This is a genomic window from Mixta tenebrionis (assembly GCF_006517625.1).
GTDB lineage: Bacteria > Pseudomonadota > Gammaproteobacteria > Enterobacterales > Enterobacteriaceae > Mixta > Mixta tenebrionis.
Map to the genome: position 1 here is coordinate 324,875 of NZ_VHQI01000001.1, position 20,281 is coordinate 345,155.

The window sequence follows — 20,281 nt, forward strand, 5'->3', positions numbered from 1 at the left end:
AAAAGCCGGCCTCAGCAGATGATCCGTAGCGCGTTCTGTGGAATGATTACGCCCCTGAAATAAACAGAGAGAACGTCGAAAAGACTATGCCTGAACAGATTCGCTATGCCCTGCCCGCCGCGGCAGCCGATCAACGTCAGCTGGGCCAGCTTACCGGCGCCGCCTGTGCCGTTGAATGCGCGGAAATGGCGGAGCGTCACCCCGGACTGGTGATGCTGATTGCGCCGGATATGCAAACCTCGCTGCGGCTGCAGGATGAAATCAGACAGTTCACCCGCCAGCCGGTGCTCAGCCTGGCCGACTGGGAAACGCTGCCGTTCGACAGCTTCTCTCCCCATCAGGACATTATCTCTTCGCGCCTTTCCACCCTCTACCGCCTGCCGACGCTGGAGCGCGGCGTGCTGATTTTGCCGGTCACCACCCTGATGCAGCGCTTCTGCCCGCACGATTTCCTGCATGGGTATGCGCTGGTGATGCAGAAGGGTCAGCAGCTGTCGCGCGATCGCCTGCGCGACCGGCTGGAACAGGCGGGCTATCGTCACGTCGATCAGGTAATGGAGCATGGCGAATACGCCACGCGCGGCGCGCTGCTGGATCTGTTTCCGATGGGCAGCGAGCAGCCCTACCGGATCGACTTTTTCGATGATGAGATCGACAGCCTGCGGCTGTTTGACGTCGACAGCCAGCGCACGCTGGAAGAAGTTGAGGCGATCAACCTGCTGCCCGCGCACGAATTCCCCACCGATAAAGCGGCGATTGAGCTGTTTCGCAGCCAGTGGCGCGAACATTTTGACGTGCGTCGCGAGCCGGAACATATCTATCAGCAGGTGAGCAAAGGCACATTGCCCGCAGGCATTGAATACTGGCAGCCGCTGTTTTTCGCCCAGCCGCTGGTGCCGCTATTCAGCTATCTGCCGCGCGGCACGCTGGTAGTCAGCACCGGCGATCTGGAGGCGAGCGCCGAGCGTTTCTGGCAGGATATTATGGCGCGCTTCGAAAATCGCCGCGTCGATCCGATGCGCCCGTTGCTGCCGCCGGAAACGCTCTGGCTGCGTACCGATGGGCTTTTCGCCGAGCTGAAAAAGTGGCCGCGCGTACGTATGAGCGGCGAAACGCTGCCGGATAAAGCGGCCAACAGCAACCTCGATTATCAGTCGCTGCCGGATCTGGCCGTCGAACCGCAGGCGAAAGCGCCGCTGGATAATTTGCGCCGCTTTCTGGAAAGTTTTAACGGCGCCGTTATCTTTTCCGTCGAGAGCGAAGGCCGACGCGAAGCGTTACAGGAGCTGCTGGCGCGCATTAAGCTGCAGCCGAAAGCGATCCAGCGCCTTGAGCAGGCCGACGCGTCGGGCTGCTACCTGATGATTGGCGCCAGCGAGCGCGGCTTTATCGACAATCTGCGCCAGCGCGCGCTGATTTGCGAAGGCGATCTGCTGGGCGAGCGCGTCAGCCGCCGCCGCCAGGATACGCGCCGCACCATCAACCCGGACGTGCTGATCCGCAACCTGGCGGAGCTGCATCCCGGTCAGCCGGTGGTACACCTTGAGCACGGCGTAGGGCGCTATATCGGCCTGACCACGCTGGAAGCGGGCGGCATCAAGGCGGAATATCTGATGCTGGCCTACGCCAACGACGCCAAACTCTACGTGCCGGTCTCCTCACTGCATCTGATCAGCCGCTACGCCGGCGGCGCGGATGAGAACGCGCCGCTGCACAAGCTGGGCAGCGACGCCTGGTCGCGCGCGCGTCAAAAGGCGGCGGAAAAGGTGCGCGACGTGGCGGCGGAGCTGCTGGATATTTACGCGCAGCGCGCCGCCAGGCCGGGCTACGCCTTTACCTACGATCGCGAACAGTACCAGCTGTTCTGCGACAGCTTCCCGTTTGAAACCACGCCGGATCAGGCGCAGGCGATTAACGCGGTGCTGAACGATATGCGTCAGCCGCTGGCGATGGATCGGCTGGTATGCGGCGATGTCGGCTTCGGTAAAACTGAAGTGGCGATGCGCGCCGCCTTCCTGGCGGTAGAGAACAACAAGCAGGTGGCGGTGCTGGTGCCAACGACGCTGCTGGCGCAGCAGCACTACGATAACTTCCGCGACCGCTTCGCCAACTGGCCGGTGCGCATTGAGATGCTCTCCCGCTTCCGCAGCGCCAAAGAGCAGGCGCAGGTGCTGGAGCAGGCAAGCGAAGGCAAGATTGATATTCTGATCGGCACCCATAAGCTACTGATGAGCGATCTGAAATGGCGCGACCTTGGGCTGCTGATTGTCGATGAGGAGCACCGCTTCGGCGTGCGCCATAAAGAGCGCATCAAGGCGATGCGCGCCGATGTCGATATTCTGACGCTGACCGCCACGCCGATTCCGCGCACGCTGAATATGGCGATGAGCGGCATGCGCGATCTGTCGATTATCGCCACGCCGCCCGCCCGACGCCTGGCGGTGAAAACCTTCGTCCGCGAATATGACAGCCTGGTGGTGCGCGAGGCGATCCTGCGTGAAGTGCTGCGCGGCGGTCAGGTCTATTATCTCTATAACGACGTGGAAAATATTGAAAAGGCGGCGCATCGTCTGGCGGAACTGGTGCCGGAAGCGCGCATCGCGATCGGCCACGGGCAGATGCGCGAGCGCGACCTGGAGCGGGTGATGAATGATTTCCATCATCAGCGCTTTAACGTGCTGGTCTGCACCACCATTATCGAAACCGGTATCGATATTCCCACCGCTAATACCATTATCATCGAGCGCGCCGACCACTTTGGCCTGGCGCAGCTGCATCAGCTGCGCGGACGCGTCGGACGTTCGCACCATCAGGCCTACGCCTGGCTGCTGACGCCGCCGCCGAAAGCGATGACTACCGATGCGCACAAGCGCCTGGAGGCAATCGCCTCGCTGGAAGATCTGGGCGCTGGTTTTGCCCTGGCGACGCACGATCTGGAAATTCGCGGCGCCGGCGAACTGCTGGGCGAAGATCAGAGCGGCCAGATGGAGAGTATCGGCTTTTCGCTTTATATGGAGCTGCTGGAGAACGCTGTCGATGCGCTGAAAGAGGGGCGCGAACCGTCGCTGGAGGATCTGACCCGCCACCAGACGGAGATCGAGCTGCGGATGCCCGCGCTGCTGCCGGACGACTTTATTCCTGACGTTAACACCCGCCTCTCCTTCTACAAGCGCATCGCCAGCGCGGACGATCGCCGCGAACTGGATGATTTAAAAGTGGAGCTGATCGATCGTTTCGGCAAGCTGCCGGACGCGGCGCGCAACCTGCTGGATATCGCCGCGCTGCGCCTGTCCGCGCAGCAGCTGGGCGTGCGTCGGATTGAGGCCAGCGAAAAAGGCGGTTTTATCGAGTTCGCCGAGAAAAACCAGGTCGATCCAGGCTGGCTGATTAGCCTGTTGCAGCAGGACCCGCAACAGTGGCGGCTGGATGGCCCGACGCGCCTGAAGTTTACCCGCGATCTGGATGAGCGCAAGCTGCGCATGCGTTGGGTGCGAGAGCTGATGGAGCAGATGCAGGCGCATACTCTGGCTGGCTGAGCGGCGTAAAAAAAGGGGCCGCCACGGCCCCTTAATTGCTGATAAGGATATTATTTATGTCCGGCTGTCGCTATCGTTAAGGATCAGCTGGCCGTTGCGATCCAGCGGAATGCGGGTGCCGGGATCGTTTTCCATGCGGATTTTCCCCTGCCGGTCGCCAATTTTGTAGGTGACATCATAGCCCAGCATCTTATCCTGCTTGTCGTAAACAGTTTTACAGCGCTGTTCGGTGGTGGTCCAGGTATCGCGATCCTGCAGGTTGCCCTGCACGCGATTGCCTGCATAGCCGCCCGCCAGCGCGCCCGCAACGGTGGCGACATCTTTACCACGCCCGCCGCCGAACTGATGGCCCAGCACGCCGCCGGCCACGGCGCCCAGCACCGATCCGGCAATGCGGTTTTCATCCTGCACCGGACGACGATGCGTCAGCGTTACGTTACGGCACTCCTGACGTGGATTCTTGATGGTTTCCTTGATGGGCGTTGCGGAAATAACCTGTGCGTACTGGGGAGCAGGGTTAAACACATTCATGCCGGCAACGGCGGCACAGCCCAGAGCTGCCGCCACACCAATACCTATACCCGCTATCATTGATTTATTCACAGGAAATCCTCCTGATAATGTTACCGCGCAATCTTGCCGCTGCTGGTTCCGTTGCAGCCGGGCATCCTCGGCGTGCGCGCCCCGCCGTGGTAGTAATAAAAATTTTGCAGACGCAGGGGTAAAGCGACAATCAGATAAAGGGAAGAAAAGCGCCAAAGCGCAGTAAAGACTGGCTTTTCAGACAGTTCCTGGCGCACGCCGGGAAGGGGAAAACAGCCTGCGCCGCCGGGGCGACACAGGCCGAAGGTAAGCCGTCAGATGCGGCCTAGTGCAGCTTCAGACGCGGACGGATCACGCGGTTAATGCTGCCCGCCAGCATCATCAGACCGGTTTTAAAGTAGCCGTGCAGCGCAATCTGGTGCATGCGGTAGAGCGAAATATAGACGAAACGCGCGATGCGCCCTTCCACCATCATCGACCCGCGCATCAGGTTGCCCATCAGGCTGCCGACGGTACTGAAGCGCGAGAGCGAAACCAGCGAACCGTGATCCTTATAGACATAGGGCTTCAGCGCCTGGCCGCGCATCTGCGCCAGAATATTATCCAGCGCCTTCGAGGCCATCTGGTGCGCCGACTGCGCGCGCGGCGGTACAAACCCGCCTGTCGGCAGCGCGCAGGATGCGCAGTCGCCGATGGCGTAAATATCATCATCGCGCGTGGTCTGCAGCGTCTCTTTTACCACCAGCTGATTGATGCGGTTGGTTTCCAGCCCGCCAATCTCTTTCATAAAGTCCGGCGCTTTGATGCCGGCCGCCCAGACCATCAGATCCGCCGCAATAAAATCGCCGCTTTTGGTGTGCAGGCCCTCTTTATCGGCGCTGGTCACCAGGGTCTGCGTCAGCACCTGGACGCCGAGCTTGCTCAGTTCCTGATGCGCCGCAGCGGAAATCCGCGCCGGCAGCGCCGGCAGAATGCGCTCGCCCGCCTCCACCAGCGTGACGTTCAGCACCTGATTATCCAGCCCTTTATAGCCATAGCTGTGCAGCTGCCTGACGGCGTTATGCAGCTCGGCGGAAAGCTCCACGCCGGTTGCGCCGCCGCCGACGATGGCGATATTGATTTTTCCCTGCTTGCCGGCGTTAGCGGAAAATTTCAGGAACAGATTCAGCATTTCGTTATGAAAACGCTGCGCCTGATGCGGATTATCGAGGAAGATGCAGTGATCTTTCACGCCCGGCGTGCCGAAATCGTTTGAGGTGCTGCCCAGCGCCATCACCAGCGTGTCGTAAGAGAGCGCCCGCGCGGGCACCAGCACTTCGCCCTGCGCGTCGCGAATCTCCGCCAGCTGCAGCTGCTTATTTTCGCGATCGATATCCACCAGCGAGCCCAGCTGAAACTGGAAATGGTGATTGCGCGCATGAGCCAGATAGCTGAGCGCGTCGATTCCCTCATCCAGCGAGCCGGTAGCGACTTCGTGCAGCAGGGGTTTCCACAGGTGGCTGTGGTTACGATCCACCAGAATAATTTCCGCCTTTTTGCTGCGGCCCAGCTTATGCCCCAGCTGCGTCGCCAGCTCCAGCCCGCCAGCGCCTCCCCCAACAATAACAATCTTTTTCAACGGCATAGTCAAAAGACCCCTTCAAAATGTAAACCAAAAGTTAACTCAAAGTTAATAAAAACTTTAGTTAACATAGGGTTGCGAAATTAAATCGCGAGCTGGGGTGAGAATAGCATGACGGGGTAAGTTGGTCATACCAAATTTGATGCAGATCAATTTTTCTCCAGTCGCGCCGGCAGCAGCGCGCGGGAAGGCGGGATAACTATCGGCGTGACCCCGCCTGCAGGTTTTAGCCCAGCGTTTTGAAGGCCTTGATACGCTGTAAATAAGGGGAAAGCGACGGGAATTTATGCGGCTGTTCTTCGTCCCAGATAAGCTCATACCAGGGCTGCAGCTCCTGCGCGCTGCGCTGACTGTCGAGCATATCGTCATGGCGCGAGAGCAGAGCCAGACAGCGATCGCGGTTCTTCTCGCGAAAGTTGCCAACGCACTTGGTGGCGATATCGAGATACTCTTCCGGGCGATCGATTTTGTCGCCCATATTGTCATAAGGCCAGAGATTAGGATTAATGATCACCTGGCGAATGTCGCAAAGAAAACCGATACGCTCGGCCCAGTAGCCGCCGAGACCGACGCCGCAAATCAGCGGACGATCGTCAACGTTCAGCATCAGCATCTTATCGGTTTCTTTTAGCAGATGCTGCATATCATGCTTCGGATGGCGGGTACTGTAGCTCAGCAGCCGCACATCAGGATCGATAAACTGCAGCTGCAGCACTTTTTCATGGTTGCCCGGACTACTGGAATCAAAACCGTGCAGATAAATAATCATGGTTATCCTCACCTCTGGTTAAGCTGCCGGGCATGGCGCATTAGCTGCCCGACGCCTTGTGGGCCAGCCAGCGCGCCTGCAGCGCGCTCAGCGCCTGACTGGCCTGCTGCCAGCGCGCCGAATCCAGCAGCTGCTGGCGGCTGAACGATCCCCGATGATACAGGCGGCTTACCTGCTCCGCCTTGATCGCAGGCAGATTATCCAGCACGCTGATCGCCCCCTGGCGCTGGTTGCAGACCAGAATCATATCGCAGCCCGCCTCCAGCGACGCCTGCGCGCGCTCGGCATAGCTGCCCATAATCGCCGCGCCTTCCATAGAAAGATCGTCGGAAAAGATGATGCCGTCAAAGTTCAGCTCGCCGCGCAGCACCTGTTGCAGCCAGAAGGCGGAGCCGCTGGCCGGACGCGGATCGAGCTGCGTGTAGATAACGTGCGCCGGCATAATGGCATCCAGCGCGTTTTCCGCAATCAGCTGCTGGAAAACCGCCATATCGCGCTGGCGTATAGTGGCGGCATCGCGCTCATCGCGCGGCGTTTCCTTATGGGAGTCGGCGCTGACGGCGCCGTGTCCGGGAAAATGCTTGCCGGTAGTTTTCATCCCCGCCTCACGCATCCCGGCAATAAAGCGCCGCGCTACGCGCAGCGCGATCTGCGGATCGTCATGAAAGGCGCGATCGCCAATCGCCGCGCTGATATGACCGATATCCAGTACCGGCGCGAAGCTGATATCAATATCCATGGCGATCATCTCCGCCGCCATCAGCCAGCCCGCCTGCTGCGCCAGCGCATCGGCCTGCTGCGGGGTATTCAGAGCGGCGAAGGATTGCATGGCGGGCAGCGTGGTAAATCCGTCGCGAAAACGCTGTACGCGCCCGCCCTCCTGATCGACCGTCACCACCAGCCGCGCACGGGAAGCGGCACGAATCTGCCGCACCAGCTCGCGCAGCTGAGCGGGATCGTGATAGTTGCGCGCAAATAAAATCAGACCGCCTACCAGCGGATGGGCCAGAATTTCACGCTCTTCGGCGTCCAGCTCGTAACCTGCCACATCCAGCATCACCGGACCGGGTATCGACATGATGATTTCTCCTGTAAAAACTGGCGCATATCATAGCGGGAATGCGCCGGCCGCGCGCTAAATTTGTCGCCAGGCTTGCAGCGCATGCTGGCGCAGCGCTTCCTCGCCGCTCTGCTCCCAGCGCAGCTGATACCAGCTGGCGGCCAGCAGCTGAAGCCAGGGACGCCAGCGCGCCACCTGACGGCGCAGCGCATCAATATCGAGACGACTGGCGCGCGCATAGTCGCTTAACAGCCGCTGCTGCTGCGCAGCGTCCAGGGCGTTGCCGTCGATAACGGCGGCCAGCTCCAGCGCCACGTCGCCGTCGGCGGCATATTCCCAGTCAATCAGGCGCAGCCCAGCGGGCTGTCGCAGCAGATTGCCGGGATGAATATCCATATGCAGCAGCCCCAGACGCAGCGGCGGCGGTTCGCCCTGCTGCGCCAGCCGCCGCAGCCGCCGCAGCCAGCGCGGATGCCGCTGGCGACAGCGCTGCCAGTAATGCTGCAGCAGCGGCAGCAGCCGGAGCCGATAGCCGCTTAGCGGCTGACGATGCAGCTGCGCCATCAGCGCCACCAGCTGCGGCTGAAGCGCCGGCAGGTCAGCAGGCGCCGCCGGCTGGCCCGGCAGCCACTCCAGCAGCAGCCAGCGCGCATTGCTTGCCAGCACGCGCGGCGCCATGCCGCTCGCCGCAAGATGTCGCAAGATACGCCGCTCGCGTTGGCGACAGATAAAGGGAATCGGGGATAACGGGGTTCGGCGCGCCAGCCACTGCTGCGAGCCGCAAACAACCCTGCCGGAGAGGCCGGTCAGACCGTTAAGCGGATAAAAACAACCGGCAGACGAAGCTGCCGGTTGTTGCGCGTCGATCAGCGGCTGTAGCTCGCTGTCAATGCTGTACGCTGCCATTGCCTGACCAGATAATTTCTCCGGTTTGCACCAGCATCAGCTGCATTTGCAGCTCAGGGGATTTAACGTCGCCCTGCGCATTGCTGTAAAGCACATACTGCGCGCCGACGTAGCGCGCCAGCCCTACCGCTTTGCTGCGCGAGGAGAGGCTATCCTCCGGCGACAGGCCGAGCGTCTGCTTCGCCTGGGCCAGCTGCTGCGGCGTAACCAGCGTAAAGGTATTATTGTTTGCCAGCGCGTTTTGTAAGGCCGTCGTCGCCTTTGCCGCCTGCAGGCTGCCGTTGGTGCTGTTTTTAATGCGATCGACCAGCAGTACGCTGCCCGGCGTGATGCCCTGCGCCTGCAGCATCTGTTTTACCAGCGGCTGCAGGCTGGCATCCCAGTCGATGCTTTTCAACTTCGGCGGCGGCGGCACCGCCTCGCCCGGCTGCGGGCTGGTTATCGGCGGCGGCTGTACCACCACCGGCGGCGCCGGCTGCGCCGGTTCTATCGGCGCCGGCGGCTGTTGAGACTGTTGGTTGTTAATACAACCCGCCAGCACGAATGCGAGCAGCATAACACCGCAGAGTTTTAAACCTCTGGACACGGCTTTTCCCCTTACAGATAAAGATAGAGACGAACTTTACTTGCCATCAGATTGCCCGTTTGCGAGCCGATCTCCACCCGCTGATTTCCGGGCACCACTACGGTGCGCGGCGCTTCAAAAGGCTGTATTTCCAGCCCTTTGTCATCATACCAGTAGAAACGATAGTGAACGGTAACCGGCCTGCTCTGCTGGTTTTCCAGCAGGCTTACCGCCCGCTGCTGTCCGGCTTTTTCCGTCAGTACCGGCTTGCTGGTAAGAATGCCCGCCGACAGGACGGAGGATTCCATAATCAGCGACTGCGAGGTATCGATCATCGGTTTGTCGCTGCTGCAGGCGGTCAAAAGCAAAGCCAGCGGCAGGCTGGCAAATAAGGCGCGCATAGTGGAGTTCCGCTGGCAGATTAAGCGCTGAGCATCGGCCCCAGCGGACAGCCGCCGACCAGGTGCATATGGATATGGTACACTTCCTGGCCGCCATGCTGGTTGCAGTTAACAATCAGCCGGTAGCCATCTTCGGCAATGCCTTCTTTTTTGGCGATTTTCGCCGCAACGGTAAACATACGTCCCATCGCCTGCTCATGCGCTTCGCTAACATCATTTGCGGTCGGCACCAGAATGTTCGGTACGATCAGCACGTGGGTTGGCGCCTTCGGTGAAATATCGCGGAAAGCGGTGACCAGTTCATCCTGATAGACAATATCCGCAGGGATTTCACGACGAATAATTTTACTGAAAATAGTTTCTTCAGCCATGAGGCATATCCTTAGCAAAGAGGTAAGTTATGGCAGTATGAGCGACAATTTCGTTTTCTTTCAACCTTCCCGCCGCTTTTCTTTGCTTTCACCGGCCGTAGTGCCACTTTTTTGTACGCTTTCTGGCGACCAGCACGTTTTTTTGCGCGGTTTTTCGCAAAACTTCCCGCGCCTGTCATGCAAAATAAAACACCGTTTTATAAATTAGACACACGGCAGGTTTTCCTTTGCTTTTTTGCCAGTCTGCTGTTGACCGCAGCAAAAATGCGAAGGTTTGCGCGCTCCCGCCACTTTACCTTCTGGGTAATCCCACTGAGCTATTGCAGTTCAGGCGATTTATCCGTGGTCATAACGAGGAGATAAACAATGCCAGCGCGTAAAATCGGTTTACGGCACTATCTGGCTTATGGATCGGGCGACTTTTTAGGCGCCGGCACCACAGCCCTGACGGCAGCGTGGCTGCTCTATTTCTATACCACTTTCTGCGGCCTGTCGCCGATTGAGGCCACCTTCATTTTCGCCATGGCGCGCGTGCTTGACGCCATCATCAGCCCGCTAATGGGTTTTCTTACCGATAACTTCGGTTCCACCTGGCTGGGCAAGCGCTTCGGCCGACGCAAGTTTTTTATTCTGCTCGGCATTCCCTGCGTATTCAGCTATAGCCTGATGTGGGTAGGAGAGATGAGCTATCTCTACTATCTGCTGACCTATCTGCTGTTCGATATCGTCTACACCATGATCCTGGTGCCTTATGAAACCCTGGTGCCGGAGATGACCGACGATTTCAAAAAGAAAACCAAGTTTTCCGGCGCGCGTATCGCCCTGGCGCAGCTTTCCGCCATCCTCGCCGCCTTCCTGCCCGGCGTGCTGATTAACCACTTCGGCAAAGATAACGCCATCTCTTTTTTCTACGCCAGCCTGGTCTTCTCCATTATCTGCGCCATCGTGCTGACGCTGGTCTGGTTCTATACCTGGGAGCGCCCGGCAGAGGAGTTTTCCGCGGAATCGCGGCGCGCTGAAGAAGAGAAGCGGCAGCTGACGCTGGCGCAGAGCCTGAAACGCCTCTACGTCGAGCTGGCCTCAACGCTGCGCGTGCGTATCTTCCGGCAGCATCTGGGCATGTATCTTGGCGGCTATATTGCGCAGGATGTATTTAACGCCGTGTTCACCTGGTATGTGGTGTTTGTGCTGATGCAGAGCGCGCAGATCGCCTCCAGCCTGATGGGGACGATGGCGATTCTGCAGTTTATCGCGGTTATGGGCATGATCCCGCTCTGCATCCGTCTTGGGCCGGCGCCCTCTTACCGTCTGGTGGTAACGCTGTTCGCGCTGAGCGCCCTCTCCTACGCCGGCCTGTGGTACAGCGGCATGAACGATAATATGGCGCTGCTGGTATTTATCTCCGCGCTGGCGGGCCTGGGGCGTGGCGGCATCAACTACGTTCCCTGGAATATCTATACCTATATCGCCGACGTCGATGAGGTGATCACCGGGCAGCGTCGCGAAGGCATCTTCGCCGGCATTATGACCCTGACGCGTAAGGCGTCGCAGGCGGGCGCCGTGATGCTGGTGGGTATTGTGCTACAGCTTTCCGGCTTTGTTTCCGGCCAGGCGCAGCAGAGCGATACCGTACAGCATACCATTCTGCTAATCCTCAGCGTCGGCACGCTGTGCGTTCTCGCGATCGGCTTTCTGATTTCGCTGCGCTTCCGTCTCAACCTGCAGACACACTCGATACTGCGTGAGGAAACCAGCAAGATGCGCCAGGCGGGCCGTCCGGTACCGGAGCGCATTACGCCTGAAGCGCGCGCGACGGTGGAAACGCTCGCCGGGCTGCCCTATGAAAACCTGTGGGGCAATAACAATATCGGCTTCCTTAACCGCCATAAATCTCCTGCTCCGGCGCTGCGTCCCGAACAGGCCGCAGATACGGCGCTGTCACACTCTTTGAAACGATAGGATCTGAACGATGACTGTATTTCCGGTAAAACATAGTGCCCTGCTACGTCAGCCTGAATTTTTACTGCCCCGCGCCCAGCTGGTGCAGCTGATTGAAAAACTGACCGATAACTTAGTGGCGATCGTTGATGAGAGCGGCGAGTTCCTGCTGCGGCTGGATGACGGACGCGTTATCGATACCAAAGGCTGGGCCGGTTGGGAGTGGACGCACGGCATCGGGCTGTACGGCATGTATCACTACTACCAGCAAACCGGCGATCGAAAAACGCTGTCGATTATCGACGACTGGTTTCGTGAACGCCTGGCGGAAGGAACCCCGACCAAAAACGTCAATACCGTTTGCCCGCTGCTGACGCTGGCCTACCGTTATGAAGAGACGCGCAACCCGGCGCTGCTGCCGGTCCTGGAACGCTGGGCCGACTGGGTAATGTATGAGATGCCGCGCACCGAACGGGGCGGCCTGCAACATATCGTTTATAACAACGAAAACCACCAGCAGCTGTGGGACGATACGCTGATGATGAGCGTGCTGCCGCTGGCGAAAATCGGCAAGTTGCTCAACCGCCCGGAATATGTGGAGGAAGCCAGCTATCAGTTCCTGCTGCACGTACAGTACCTGATGGATCGGGAAACCGGGCTGTGGTTCCACGGCTGGAGCTTCGACGGCAACCATAATTTCGCTAAAGCGCGCTGGGCGCGCGGCAACAGCTGGCTGACTATCGTCATCCCGGAATTTATCGAGCTGATGGGCTGGCCGGAACAGCACGCGACGCGCCGCTTCCTGCAACAGGTGCTGGAAAGCCAGGCGGCGGCGCTTCAGCAGTGGCAGCATGAGAGCGGCCTGTGGCATACGCTGCTGGACGATCGCGACAGCTACCTGGAGGCATCCGCCACCGCCGGCTTCGCCTACGGTATGTTAAAGGCGGTGCGTAAGCGCTATCTCTCTCGCGACTATCTGCCGATGGCGGAACGGGCGGTACAGGGCGTGATCGATCATATTAATCACGACGGCGAGCTGACGCAGGTTTCATTCGGCACCGCCATGGGCGCCGATCTGGACTACTATCGCCAGATCCCGCTGACCTCAATGCCTTACGGCCAGGCAATGGCGCTGCTGTGCCTGACCGAGTATCTGCGCGTTTATCTCTGACGCCGCCTCTCTGCTGCCGACGGCCCCGACTACGGGGCCGTATGCGTTCTGTTAGCCGGCGCCGGCACGCTTTAACTGTCACCGACATCCCCTGCCGTAGCGCCTTTTTGCTGCGACGACGCCTTTTACCTCAGCCGGGCTACGCCAGCGCGGTTGAGGCACAATATGTCGCCGTTCAGCGCGGCATTTGCTGTCTGGTTAGTATGGCGCGCCGTAATAACCGCAACGCCAGATTTTACTGATTCAGCGCTAATTACTCCCCGCAAAAAAACAGAAAAAATAATAAAGGAATTTTTTAAAACTAAAAATACGCCATTGCCGCCGCTCTGCTATTTATTACCGACGCGATAAAACTGATTTTTATCGTCCACGGCAAAAGCTGGCGCTAATAATAATGCGGCAGTGAACAGATTCAGAGAAAATTAAGCGCTGGAAAATAGGGCCGTAAACTACAGCCGCCAGTGGTTCAGCAATAGCGGTTTTTAACTGGCCGACGCGACGCCCGGCTCGCAACATTAATGAAATAAACAGTAGCGCCAATAATCTATTGATCAATTATTCACCCATTGCCGCCTGAAAAATAATCTGTATCGCCCCGCATCGCTGACAGTTAAATAACATTACACTATTGCGCCATACGACAGCGCCTTAGCGGCTGTTTGCGCCCTACCGCTTACGAGTGAGAGAAAAGCAGCCGGCGGCATAACGGGTTAATCTGCCGGCGGCGAATATGACATTTCGGCTGAGCGTTTTTATTTAATGGGCGTCACATTATCATCCAACTGCTATTTTTTCCCTATGTAGTATGACACGTCTCACAATTATTCACTCAGTTCCCCCTTATAAATGCTCAGCGGTTGATTGCTTTACGCCTCGGAGAAAATTATGTCGTTTTCAATTAAAGATAGTTTGTTCTGTCTTTTACAGCTTAATGCTATATCAGGGTTTGAAAATAGCGTCGCTGATGTGATGCAGCAGGAATTCAGTCGCCATGCAAAAGAAGTCTGGCGCGATCGCTTAGGTAATATTGTCGCCCGTTTCGGCAGCGATAAAACCGATGCGTTACGCCTGATGATATTTGCCCATATGGATGAAGTGGGTTTTATGGTGCGCAAAATAGAACCCTCCGGTTTTTTACGCTTTGAACGCGTCGGCGGCCCGGCGCAAATTACCATGCCAGGCTCGATAGTCACGCTGGCGGGCAGCAACGGCCCGATCACAGGCTGTATTGGCATTAAGGCCTACCACTTCGCTAAGGGCGATGAGCGTACCCAGTCCCCCTCTATAGATAAACTCTGGATCGATATCGGCGCCAAAGATAAGGCCGATGCCGAACGTATGGGAATCAAAGTGGGAACGCCCGTCACGCTCTATAACCCGCCGAAAATGCTGGGCAACGATCTGGTTTGCAGCAAGGCGCTTGACGATCGTCTGGGCTGTACCGCGCTGCTGGGCGTCGCCGACGCGATAAGTGAAACGCCGCTGGATATCGCGGTCTACCTGGTCGCTTCGGTGCAGGAAGAGTTTAATATTCGCGGCATCCTGCCGGTGCTGCAGCGCGTGAAGCCCGACCTGGCGATCGGTATCGATATCACTCCCTCCTGCGACACCCCCGACCTGGATGATTATTCGGAAGTCAGGGTAAACCAGGGCGTGGGCATTACCTGCCTCAACTACCACGGCCGCGGCACGCTGGCGGGGCTGATTACGCCGCCGCGTCTGATTCAGATGCTGGAAACTACCGCCGGTGAACGCAATATTCCGGTACAGCGGGAGGTGGCGCCGGGCGTGATTACCGAAACGGGATATATCCAGGTCGAACAGGGCGGCATTCCCTGCGCCAGCCTCTCTATTCCCTGCCGTTACACCCACTCCCCGGCTGAGGTGGCCAGCCTGCGCGATTTAGCCAGCTGTATTCAACTCCTTACCGCGCTTGCCGCGATGCCGTCAGCCCATTTTCCCATCGAGCCTGATACAGGCGTTCTATAAAAGGCACAACCACTATGAAAAAGATCCTTGTAGCATGCGGTACCGGCATGTCGACTTCAACGATGATTGCAACAAAATTACAGGCTTTTCTCGCCGAACAAAATATTGCCGCCACCACCGCCCAGTGCTGCCTGAGCGAAATACCCTTTAACTGTAACGGCATGGATCTCATTATCACCTCGATGCGCACCAGTACCGATTATGGCATCCCGACGCTTAACGGCGCGCCGCTGCTGACGGGGATAAATGACGATGCGTTAAAGCAAGAAATCAAGGCGCTGCTAACGCAATAACGAGGAGGCATTATGTTTGACTACATCCTGTCTCTGGGAGGTACGGTTTTCGTTCCCATTGTGATGATCGCGATCGGTCTGATCTTTCGTATACCTCTGCTGCAGGCGATTAAAGCCGGGGTAACGATAGGCATCGGCTTTGTCGGCATGGGTCTGGTCATTGTGATGGCGATCGATAACCTCAGCCCGCCGATCAAGGTGATGATTGAGCGCTTCGGCCTGACCCTGCACGTTTTTGACGTTGGCGCAGGCCCCGCCTCCGGCGTGGGCTATGCCACCGCCATCGGCGCGATGATCATTCCGGTTATTTTTTTGCTGAACGTCGGCATGCTGGTTACCCGCCTGACCAAAACCATGAATGTCGATATTTACAACTACTGGCACTACGCAATTACCGGATCGGTCGTCCAGCTGATGACCGGCAGCCTGGCTTATGGCGTGCTGGGGGCGATCTGTCATGCGGCGCTGTCGCTAAAAATGGCGGACTGGACGGCGAAACGGGTGCAAAGCATCGTCGGGCTGGAGGGTATCTCCATTCCGCAGGGCTATGGCTCCAGCTCGGTGCCGCTGTTTATCCTGCTGGATGCGGTTTACGAAAAGATCCCGTTGCTGAAAGGCCGCAACGTGGATGCGCAGGAGATCCAGAAACGCTACGGCATGGTTGGCGATCCGGTGATTATCGGCGTGGTGCTGGGCCTGGTATTTGGCCTGGCGGCCGGCGAAGGTTTTAAAGGCTGCGCCAGCCTGATGATTACCGTTGCCGCCATTATGGTGCTGTTTCCCCGCATGATTCGTCTTATTGTCGAAGGATTAATGCCCATTTCCGACGGCGCGCGCAAATTTTTTCAGACCCGTTTTAAAGGGCGTGAGGTCTACATCGGGCTGGATACTGCGGTCACGCTGGGCCATCCCACCACCATCGCCGTCGGCCTGCTGTTGATCCCGGTGATGCTGATTCTGGCGAGCATTTTACCAGGCAATAAAGTTCTGCCGCTGGCTGACCTGCCCGTTGCCCCGTTCTTTATCTGCATGGCGACGGTTATTCACCGCGGCGATCTGATTCGCACCCTGATCAGCGGCGTTATCGTCATGGTTACCGTTCTGCTGATCGCCACGCAGTTCGCCCCCTATTTTACCGCTATGGCGCTGAACGGCGGCTTTAGCTTCGCCAGCGACAACGCGCAGATCACCGCCCTGTCCGTCGGGAATATGTTTGGCTGGTCGCTGGCGGAACTTATGCTGTTCGGCGTTCCGGGCGTCATCGTCGCCGTTGGGCTTGTCTCAGGCGTCGTCTTTTTGTTACGTAAACGTGAACTACCAGAATAAGGAGCACTCCTGAATGAGTTGGCTGAAAGAGGTAATTGGAACAGAGAAGGCCGTTATCGCGATGTGTCACCTGCAAGCGCTGCCCGGCGATCCCGGTTTTGACGCCGCAAAAGGCATGAACTGGGTAATCGACAGAGCCAGAGATGACCTGCTGGCCTTACAGAACGGCGGGGTTGACGCGGTGATGTTTTCGAATGAGTTCAGTCTGCCCTACTTAACCAGGGTCAGGCCGGAAACCACGGCGGCCATGGCGCGCATTATCGGGCAGCTGATGGAGGAGATTCGCGTTCCCTTTGGCGTGAACGTGCTGTGGGATCCCGTCGCATCCTTTGATTTAGCGATGGCGACCGGGGCGAAGTTTATTCGTGAAATTTTTACCGGCGCCTACGCCAGCGATTTCGGCGTCTGGGATACCAACGTGGGGGAAACCATTCGTCATCAGCATCGCATCGGCGCCGGTCAGGTTAAAACCCTGTTTAACATTGTGCCGGAAGCCGCGGTTTATCTGGGTAACCGTGATATCTGTTCTATCGCCAAATCCACCGTCTTCAACAACAATCCTGACGCGCTGTGCGTTTCCGGTCTGACCGCCGGCGTGCGTACCGACAGCGAACTGCTAAAGCGCGTGAAGGAAACGGTGCCGAATACGGTAGTGCTGGCTAATACCGGCGTTTGCCTGGAAAATGTTGAGGAACAGCTGAACATCGCCGACGGTTGCGTCACTGCCACAACGTTTAAGAAGGATGGCGTTTTTGCCAACTTTGTCGATCGGGCGCGGGTGGCGCGCTTTATGGAGAAAGTGCATCAAATTCGCCAGTAAAAAAGGGATAAGCATGACGCTTATCCCCTGTAGAGAACGATAACGTTTCTACCGATCCCCGCCGCCTTCGCCAAAAGTACCGGCGGGGATCGTTATCAAGCGTAACCCAACGCGGCAAGGAGTCAACGACCGATGATTAATGATATGAAGTGGGTTCAGGCGCGGCGCGAAGCGCAGGAGTGGCGACAGGCGCTGGAGATCGCTACTCGCCCGCTGATCGCCTTTGGCGCCGCAGAGCCCGTTTATCTGCAGGGAATTATCGACAATACCCTTAGCTGGGGACCGTACTATCTGCTGGCGCCCGGCATCGCCCTGCCGCATGCGCGGCCGGAACAGGGAGCGAACCATAATCAAATTTGCGTAACGACGCTGGCGACGCCGGTCGCTTTTGGTCATGAAGAGTGCGATCCGGTGTGGCTCTTAATTAGCGCCAGCGCCACGGACGCCGATGCGCATATCCGCACCATTCAGCGCATCAGCGAGCTGATCGACTCGCCGGAGCGCGTAGCGGCGCTGCGCCAGGCGCAAACCGATGAGGCGCTGTACCGGCTACTGCGCGCATAGTCTGCCGCCATACCAGAGGAGCGAGAACAAGATGGGCCAACCGCGACCTGACCGCATCAAACAGATGCTGCACTATCTGTGGCAGCATCGTCATCTTACCAGCCAGCAGGCCATTGAGCTTTTTGGCTACGCCGAAGCTACGGTACGTCGGGATTTTCACTATATCGCCAACCGCTATCCCGGCATGGTTCGCGGGCACGGGCGGATCGATTTTGACGACAGCGCCGATAATAAAGAGTATGTGTTCGACGTGAAAAAAACGTTGCAGGGCGCAGCCAAGCGAGAAATCGCGGCGTTTGCCCGCACGCTGATTAACGATGGAGACTGCTTCTTTCTCGATTCCGGTTCAACCTGCCTGGAGCTGGCGAAAAACCTGACCGATGCCAGGGTCAAGGTGATTTGCAACGATATTAAAATCGCCAATGAGCTGGGCTCCTTTCCGTATGTAGAGAGCTATATCATTGGCGGCCTTATCCGTCCGGGCTATTTTTCCGTCGGCGAGAGCCTGGCGCTGGAGATGATTAACGCTTTCTCCGTAGCCTGCGCCTTTATCTCCTGCGACGCCCTGTCGCTGGAGACCGGCGTGACCAACGCGACCATGTTTGAGGTCGGGGTGAAAAAACGCCTGATACAGCGTTCGCAAAAGGTTATCCTGATGGCCGATCACACGAAATTCGATACGGTGAAACCCCACGCGGTAACCACGCTCTCCTGCATCCATACCATTATCAGCGACGGCGCCTTGCCTGCCGCTGTTCGCCTGCGCTATCAACAGGCGGGCTGCAATCTTATCATTGTGTGACGTTGCTTGTGGTTAACCACAGCGCTGCCTGCCGGGCTATCTTTTTAGTTTCCTGAACGGCGCGCGGGGCCACATGCCGTAAACCACCGTCGCCGGTGGTTTAATCTGGGGCATAAAAAAGGCGAGCCGCAGCTCGCCTTTGCCGGATACGGCAGTGATTAACTGTTACGGATGTAATCATCCATTTCAGTTTTCAGGTTATCGGACTTGGTGCCGAAAATAGCCTGTACGCCGGAACCCGCAACCACCACGCCGGCGGCGCCCAGTTTTTTCAGGCCAGCCTGATCGACTTTAGCAACGTCAGCCACGCTAACGCGCAGGCGGGTAATACAGGCATCGAGGTTGGTGATGTTTTCTTTACCGCCAAACGCCGTGACCAGGTTTGCCGCCATTTCGTTGGCTGTGCCGGTGCTCTGTTCGGTCGTCGCATCTTCACGGCCAGGCGTTTTCAGATTCAGTTTCGCGATCAGCACGCGGAAAATAGCGTAGTAAATCAGGCCGTAGATGATACCCACAATCGGGAACAGCCAGATTTTGCTGCTGTTGCCGCTCAGCACGATAAAGTCGATCAAGCCGTGCGAGAAGCTGGTGCCGTCACGCATACCGAGCAGGATACAAATCGGGAAAGCCAGACCTGCCAGAATCGCGTGGATAACGTACAGGATCGGCGCCACGAACATAAAGGAGAACTCGATCGGCTCGGTAATACCGGTCAGGAACGAGGTCAGCGCCGCGGAGATCATGATACCGCCCACTTTCGCGCGATTTTCCGGTTTTGCTGAATGCCAGATAGCGATAGCGGCAGCCGGCAGACCATACATTTTGAACAGGAAGCCGCCGGAGAGTTTGCCCGCGGTCGGGTCGCCCGCCATGTAACGCGGAATATCGCCGTGGAACACCTGACCAGCCGCATTGGTGAATTCGCCGATCTGCATCTGGAAAGGTACGTTCCAGATATGGTGCAGACCAAACGGCACCAGCGAACGCTCAATCACGCCGTAGATACCAAAGGCGACAACCGGGTTCTGATAGGCGGCCCACTGTGAGAAATCCTGAATCGCGCTGCCGATCGGCGGCCAGATAAAGGAGAGCACCACGCCGAGAACAATCGCCGTCATCCCAGAGATGATCGGAACGAAACGTTTACCGGCAAAGAAGCCCAGATACTCAGGCAGCTTAATGCGATAGAAGCGGTTAAACATATAGGCGGCGATGGAGCCGGCGATAATACCGCCCAGCACCCCGGTATCCGCCAGATGCTTATCGGCAATCTCCTGCCCCGGCAAATGCAGCACCAGAGGCGCGACCACCGCCATGGTTTTCACCATGATGCCGTAAGCGACCACGGCCGCCAGCGCCGAGACGCCATCGTTATTAGTAAAGCCCAGCGCCACGCCGATAGCGAAAATCAGCGGCATATTAGCGAACACCGAGCCGCCCGCTTCCGCCATGACATGTGAAACAACAGCAGGCAGCCAGGTGAAGTTTGCCGAGCCGACGCCCAATAAAATACCGGCAATCGGCAACACCGATACCGGTAGCATGAGCGATTTACCGACCTTTTGCAGGTTTGCAAATGCGTTCTTAAACATATTGTGGAACTCCT

General features: G+C 57.8%; 18 protein-coding genes. 9 read left to right on the top strand and 9 right to left on the bottom strand.

The genetic code is table 11. From position 1 onward, the window contains the following. Window positions 1-86: 86 nt before the first annotated feature. Entirely contained in the window at window positions 87-3,536 is a 3,450-nt protein-coding gene (gene mfd / locus FKM52_RS01480; RefSeq protein WP_141174426.1) for a transcription-repair coupling factor, read from the top strand. 54 nt (window positions 3,537-3,590) lie between these two features. On the opposite strand, the gene FKM52_RS01485 is transcribed toward mfd, so the two are convergent. From FKM52_RS01485 to hinT, 8 genes are all read right to left on the bottom strand, one after another. Then, a complete protein-coding gene (locus tag FKM52_RS01485) occupies window positions 3,591-4,139 on the bottom strand; it encodes a glycine zipper 2TM domain-containing protein (RefSeq protein ID WP_141174427.1) in 549 nt (182 codons plus the stop codon). 265 nt (window positions 4,140-4,404) lie between these two features. Continuing rightward, window positions 4,405-5,709 (bottom strand): NAD(P)/FAD-dependent oxidoreductase, encoded by a 1,305-nt coding sequence (locus FKM52_RS01490; RefSeq protein ID WP_141174428.1) that lies wholly within the window; start codon window positions 5,707-5,709, stop codon window positions 4,405-4,407. 217 nt (window positions 5,710-5,926) lie between these two features. Beyond that, window positions 5,927-6,469: an alpha/beta hydrolase YcfP gene (gene ycfP / locus FKM52_RS01495; RefSeq protein WP_141174429.1), complete on the bottom strand. Its 543-nt coding sequence runs from the start codon at window positions 6,467-6,469 to the stop codon at window positions 5,927-5,929. Between the two features lie 40 nt (window positions 6,470-6,509). Next, a complete protein-coding gene (gene nagZ / locus FKM52_RS01500) occupies window positions 6,510-7,547 on the bottom strand; it encodes a beta-N-acetylhexosaminidase (RefSeq protein ID WP_181407876.1) in 1,038 nt (345 codons plus the stop codon). A gap of 57 nt (window positions 7,548-7,604) precedes the next feature. Further along, entirely contained in the window at window positions 7,605-8,435 is an 831-nt protein-coding gene (gene thiK / locus FKM52_RS01505) for a thiamine kinase (RefSeq protein ID WP_141174431.1), read from the bottom strand. After that, window positions 8,416-8,991 (bottom strand): penicillin-binding protein activator LpoB, encoded by a 576-nt coding sequence (lpoB, locus tag FKM52_RS01510; RefSeq protein WP_181407885.1) that lies wholly within the window; start codon window positions 8,989-8,991, stop codon window positions 8,416-8,418. Before lpoB ends, thiK begins: the two co-directional genes overlap by 20 nt. Before the next feature lie 41 nt (window positions 8,992-9,032). Further along, window positions 9,033-9,401, bottom strand: a complete 369-nt coding sequence (locus FKM52_RS01515) for a YcfL family putative periplasmic lipoprotein (protein ID WP_141174433.1) — start codon at window positions 9,399-9,401, stop codon at window positions 9,033-9,035. A 20-nt stretch (window positions 9,402-9,421) separates the two neighbouring features. Next, window positions 9,422-9,772, bottom strand: a complete 351-nt coding sequence (gene hinT / locus FKM52_RS01520) for a purine nucleoside phosphoramidase (protein WP_141174434.1) — start codon at window positions 9,770-9,772, stop codon at window positions 9,422-9,424. A 366-nt stretch (window positions 9,773-10,138) separates the two neighbouring features. Here hinT and FKM52_RS01525 point away from each other — a divergent pair, with 366 nt between their 5' ends. The 8 genes from FKM52_RS01525 (at window position 10,139) to FKM52_RS01560 (ending at window position 18,675) form a co-directional block, all read left to right on the top strand. Next, window positions 10,139-11,731 carry an MFS transporter gene (locus tag FKM52_RS01525; protein WP_141174435.1) on the top strand — a complete coding sequence of 531 codons (1,593 nt, stop codon included), beginning with the start codon at window positions 10,139-10,141 and terminating at the stop codon, window positions 11,729-11,731. Window positions 11,732-11,741: 10 nt separating this feature from the next. Next, on the top strand, window positions 11,742-12,881 hold the full coding sequence (gene bglB / locus FKM52_RS01530) for a beta-galactosidase BglB (RefSeq protein WP_141174436.1): 1,140 nt from the start codon (window positions 11,742-11,744) through the stop codon (window positions 12,879-12,881). Window positions 12,882-13,766: 885 nt separating this feature from the next. Continuing rightward, window positions 13,767-14,870, top strand: coding sequence for a M42 family metallopeptidase (locus tag FKM52_RS01535; protein ID WP_141174437.1), 1,104 nt, complete (start codon window positions 13,767-13,769; stop codon window positions 14,868-14,870). A gap of 14 nt (window positions 14,871-14,884) precedes the next feature. Then, window positions 14,885-15,163, top strand: coding sequence for a PTS sugar transporter subunit IIB SgcB (gene sgcB / locus FKM52_RS01540; RefSeq protein ID WP_141174438.1), 279 nt, complete (start codon window positions 14,885-14,887; stop codon window positions 15,161-15,163). Window positions 15,164-15,175: 12 nt separating this feature from the next. After that, window positions 15,176-16,489 carry a PTS sugar transporter subunit IIC SgcC gene (gene sgcC / locus FKM52_RS01545; protein ID WP_141174439.1) on the top strand — a complete coding sequence of 438 codons (1,314 nt, stop codon included), beginning with the start codon at window positions 15,176-15,178 and terminating at the stop codon, window positions 16,487-16,489. 13 nt (window positions 16,490-16,502) lie between these two features. Next, window positions 16,503-17,309 carry a BtpA family protein SgcQ gene (sgcQ, locus tag FKM52_RS01550; RefSeq protein ID WP_141174440.1) on the top strand — a complete coding sequence of 269 codons (807 nt, stop codon included), beginning with the start codon at window positions 16,503-16,505 and terminating at the stop codon, window positions 17,307-17,309. 132 nt (window positions 17,310-17,441) lie between these two features. After that, entirely contained in the window at window positions 17,442-17,873 is a 432-nt protein-coding gene (locus FKM52_RS01555; protein ID WP_141174441.1) for a PTS sugar transporter subunit IIA, read from the top strand. Between the two features lie 31 nt (window positions 17,874-17,904). Beyond that, complete coding sequence (locus tag FKM52_RS01560) at window positions 17,905-18,675, top strand: DeoR/GlpR family DNA-binding transcription regulator (protein WP_141174442.1); 771 nt, start codon at window positions 17,905-17,907, stop codon at window positions 18,673-18,675. Between the two features lie 158 nt (window positions 18,676-18,833). On the opposite strand, the gene ptsG is transcribed toward FKM52_RS01560, so the two are convergent. After that, window positions 18,834-20,267, bottom strand: a complete 1,434-nt coding sequence (gene ptsG, locus FKM52_RS01565; protein WP_141174443.1) for a PTS glucose transporter subunit IIBC — start codon at window positions 20,265-20,267, stop codon at window positions 18,834-18,836. Window positions 20,268-20,281 lie beyond the last annotated feature (14 nt).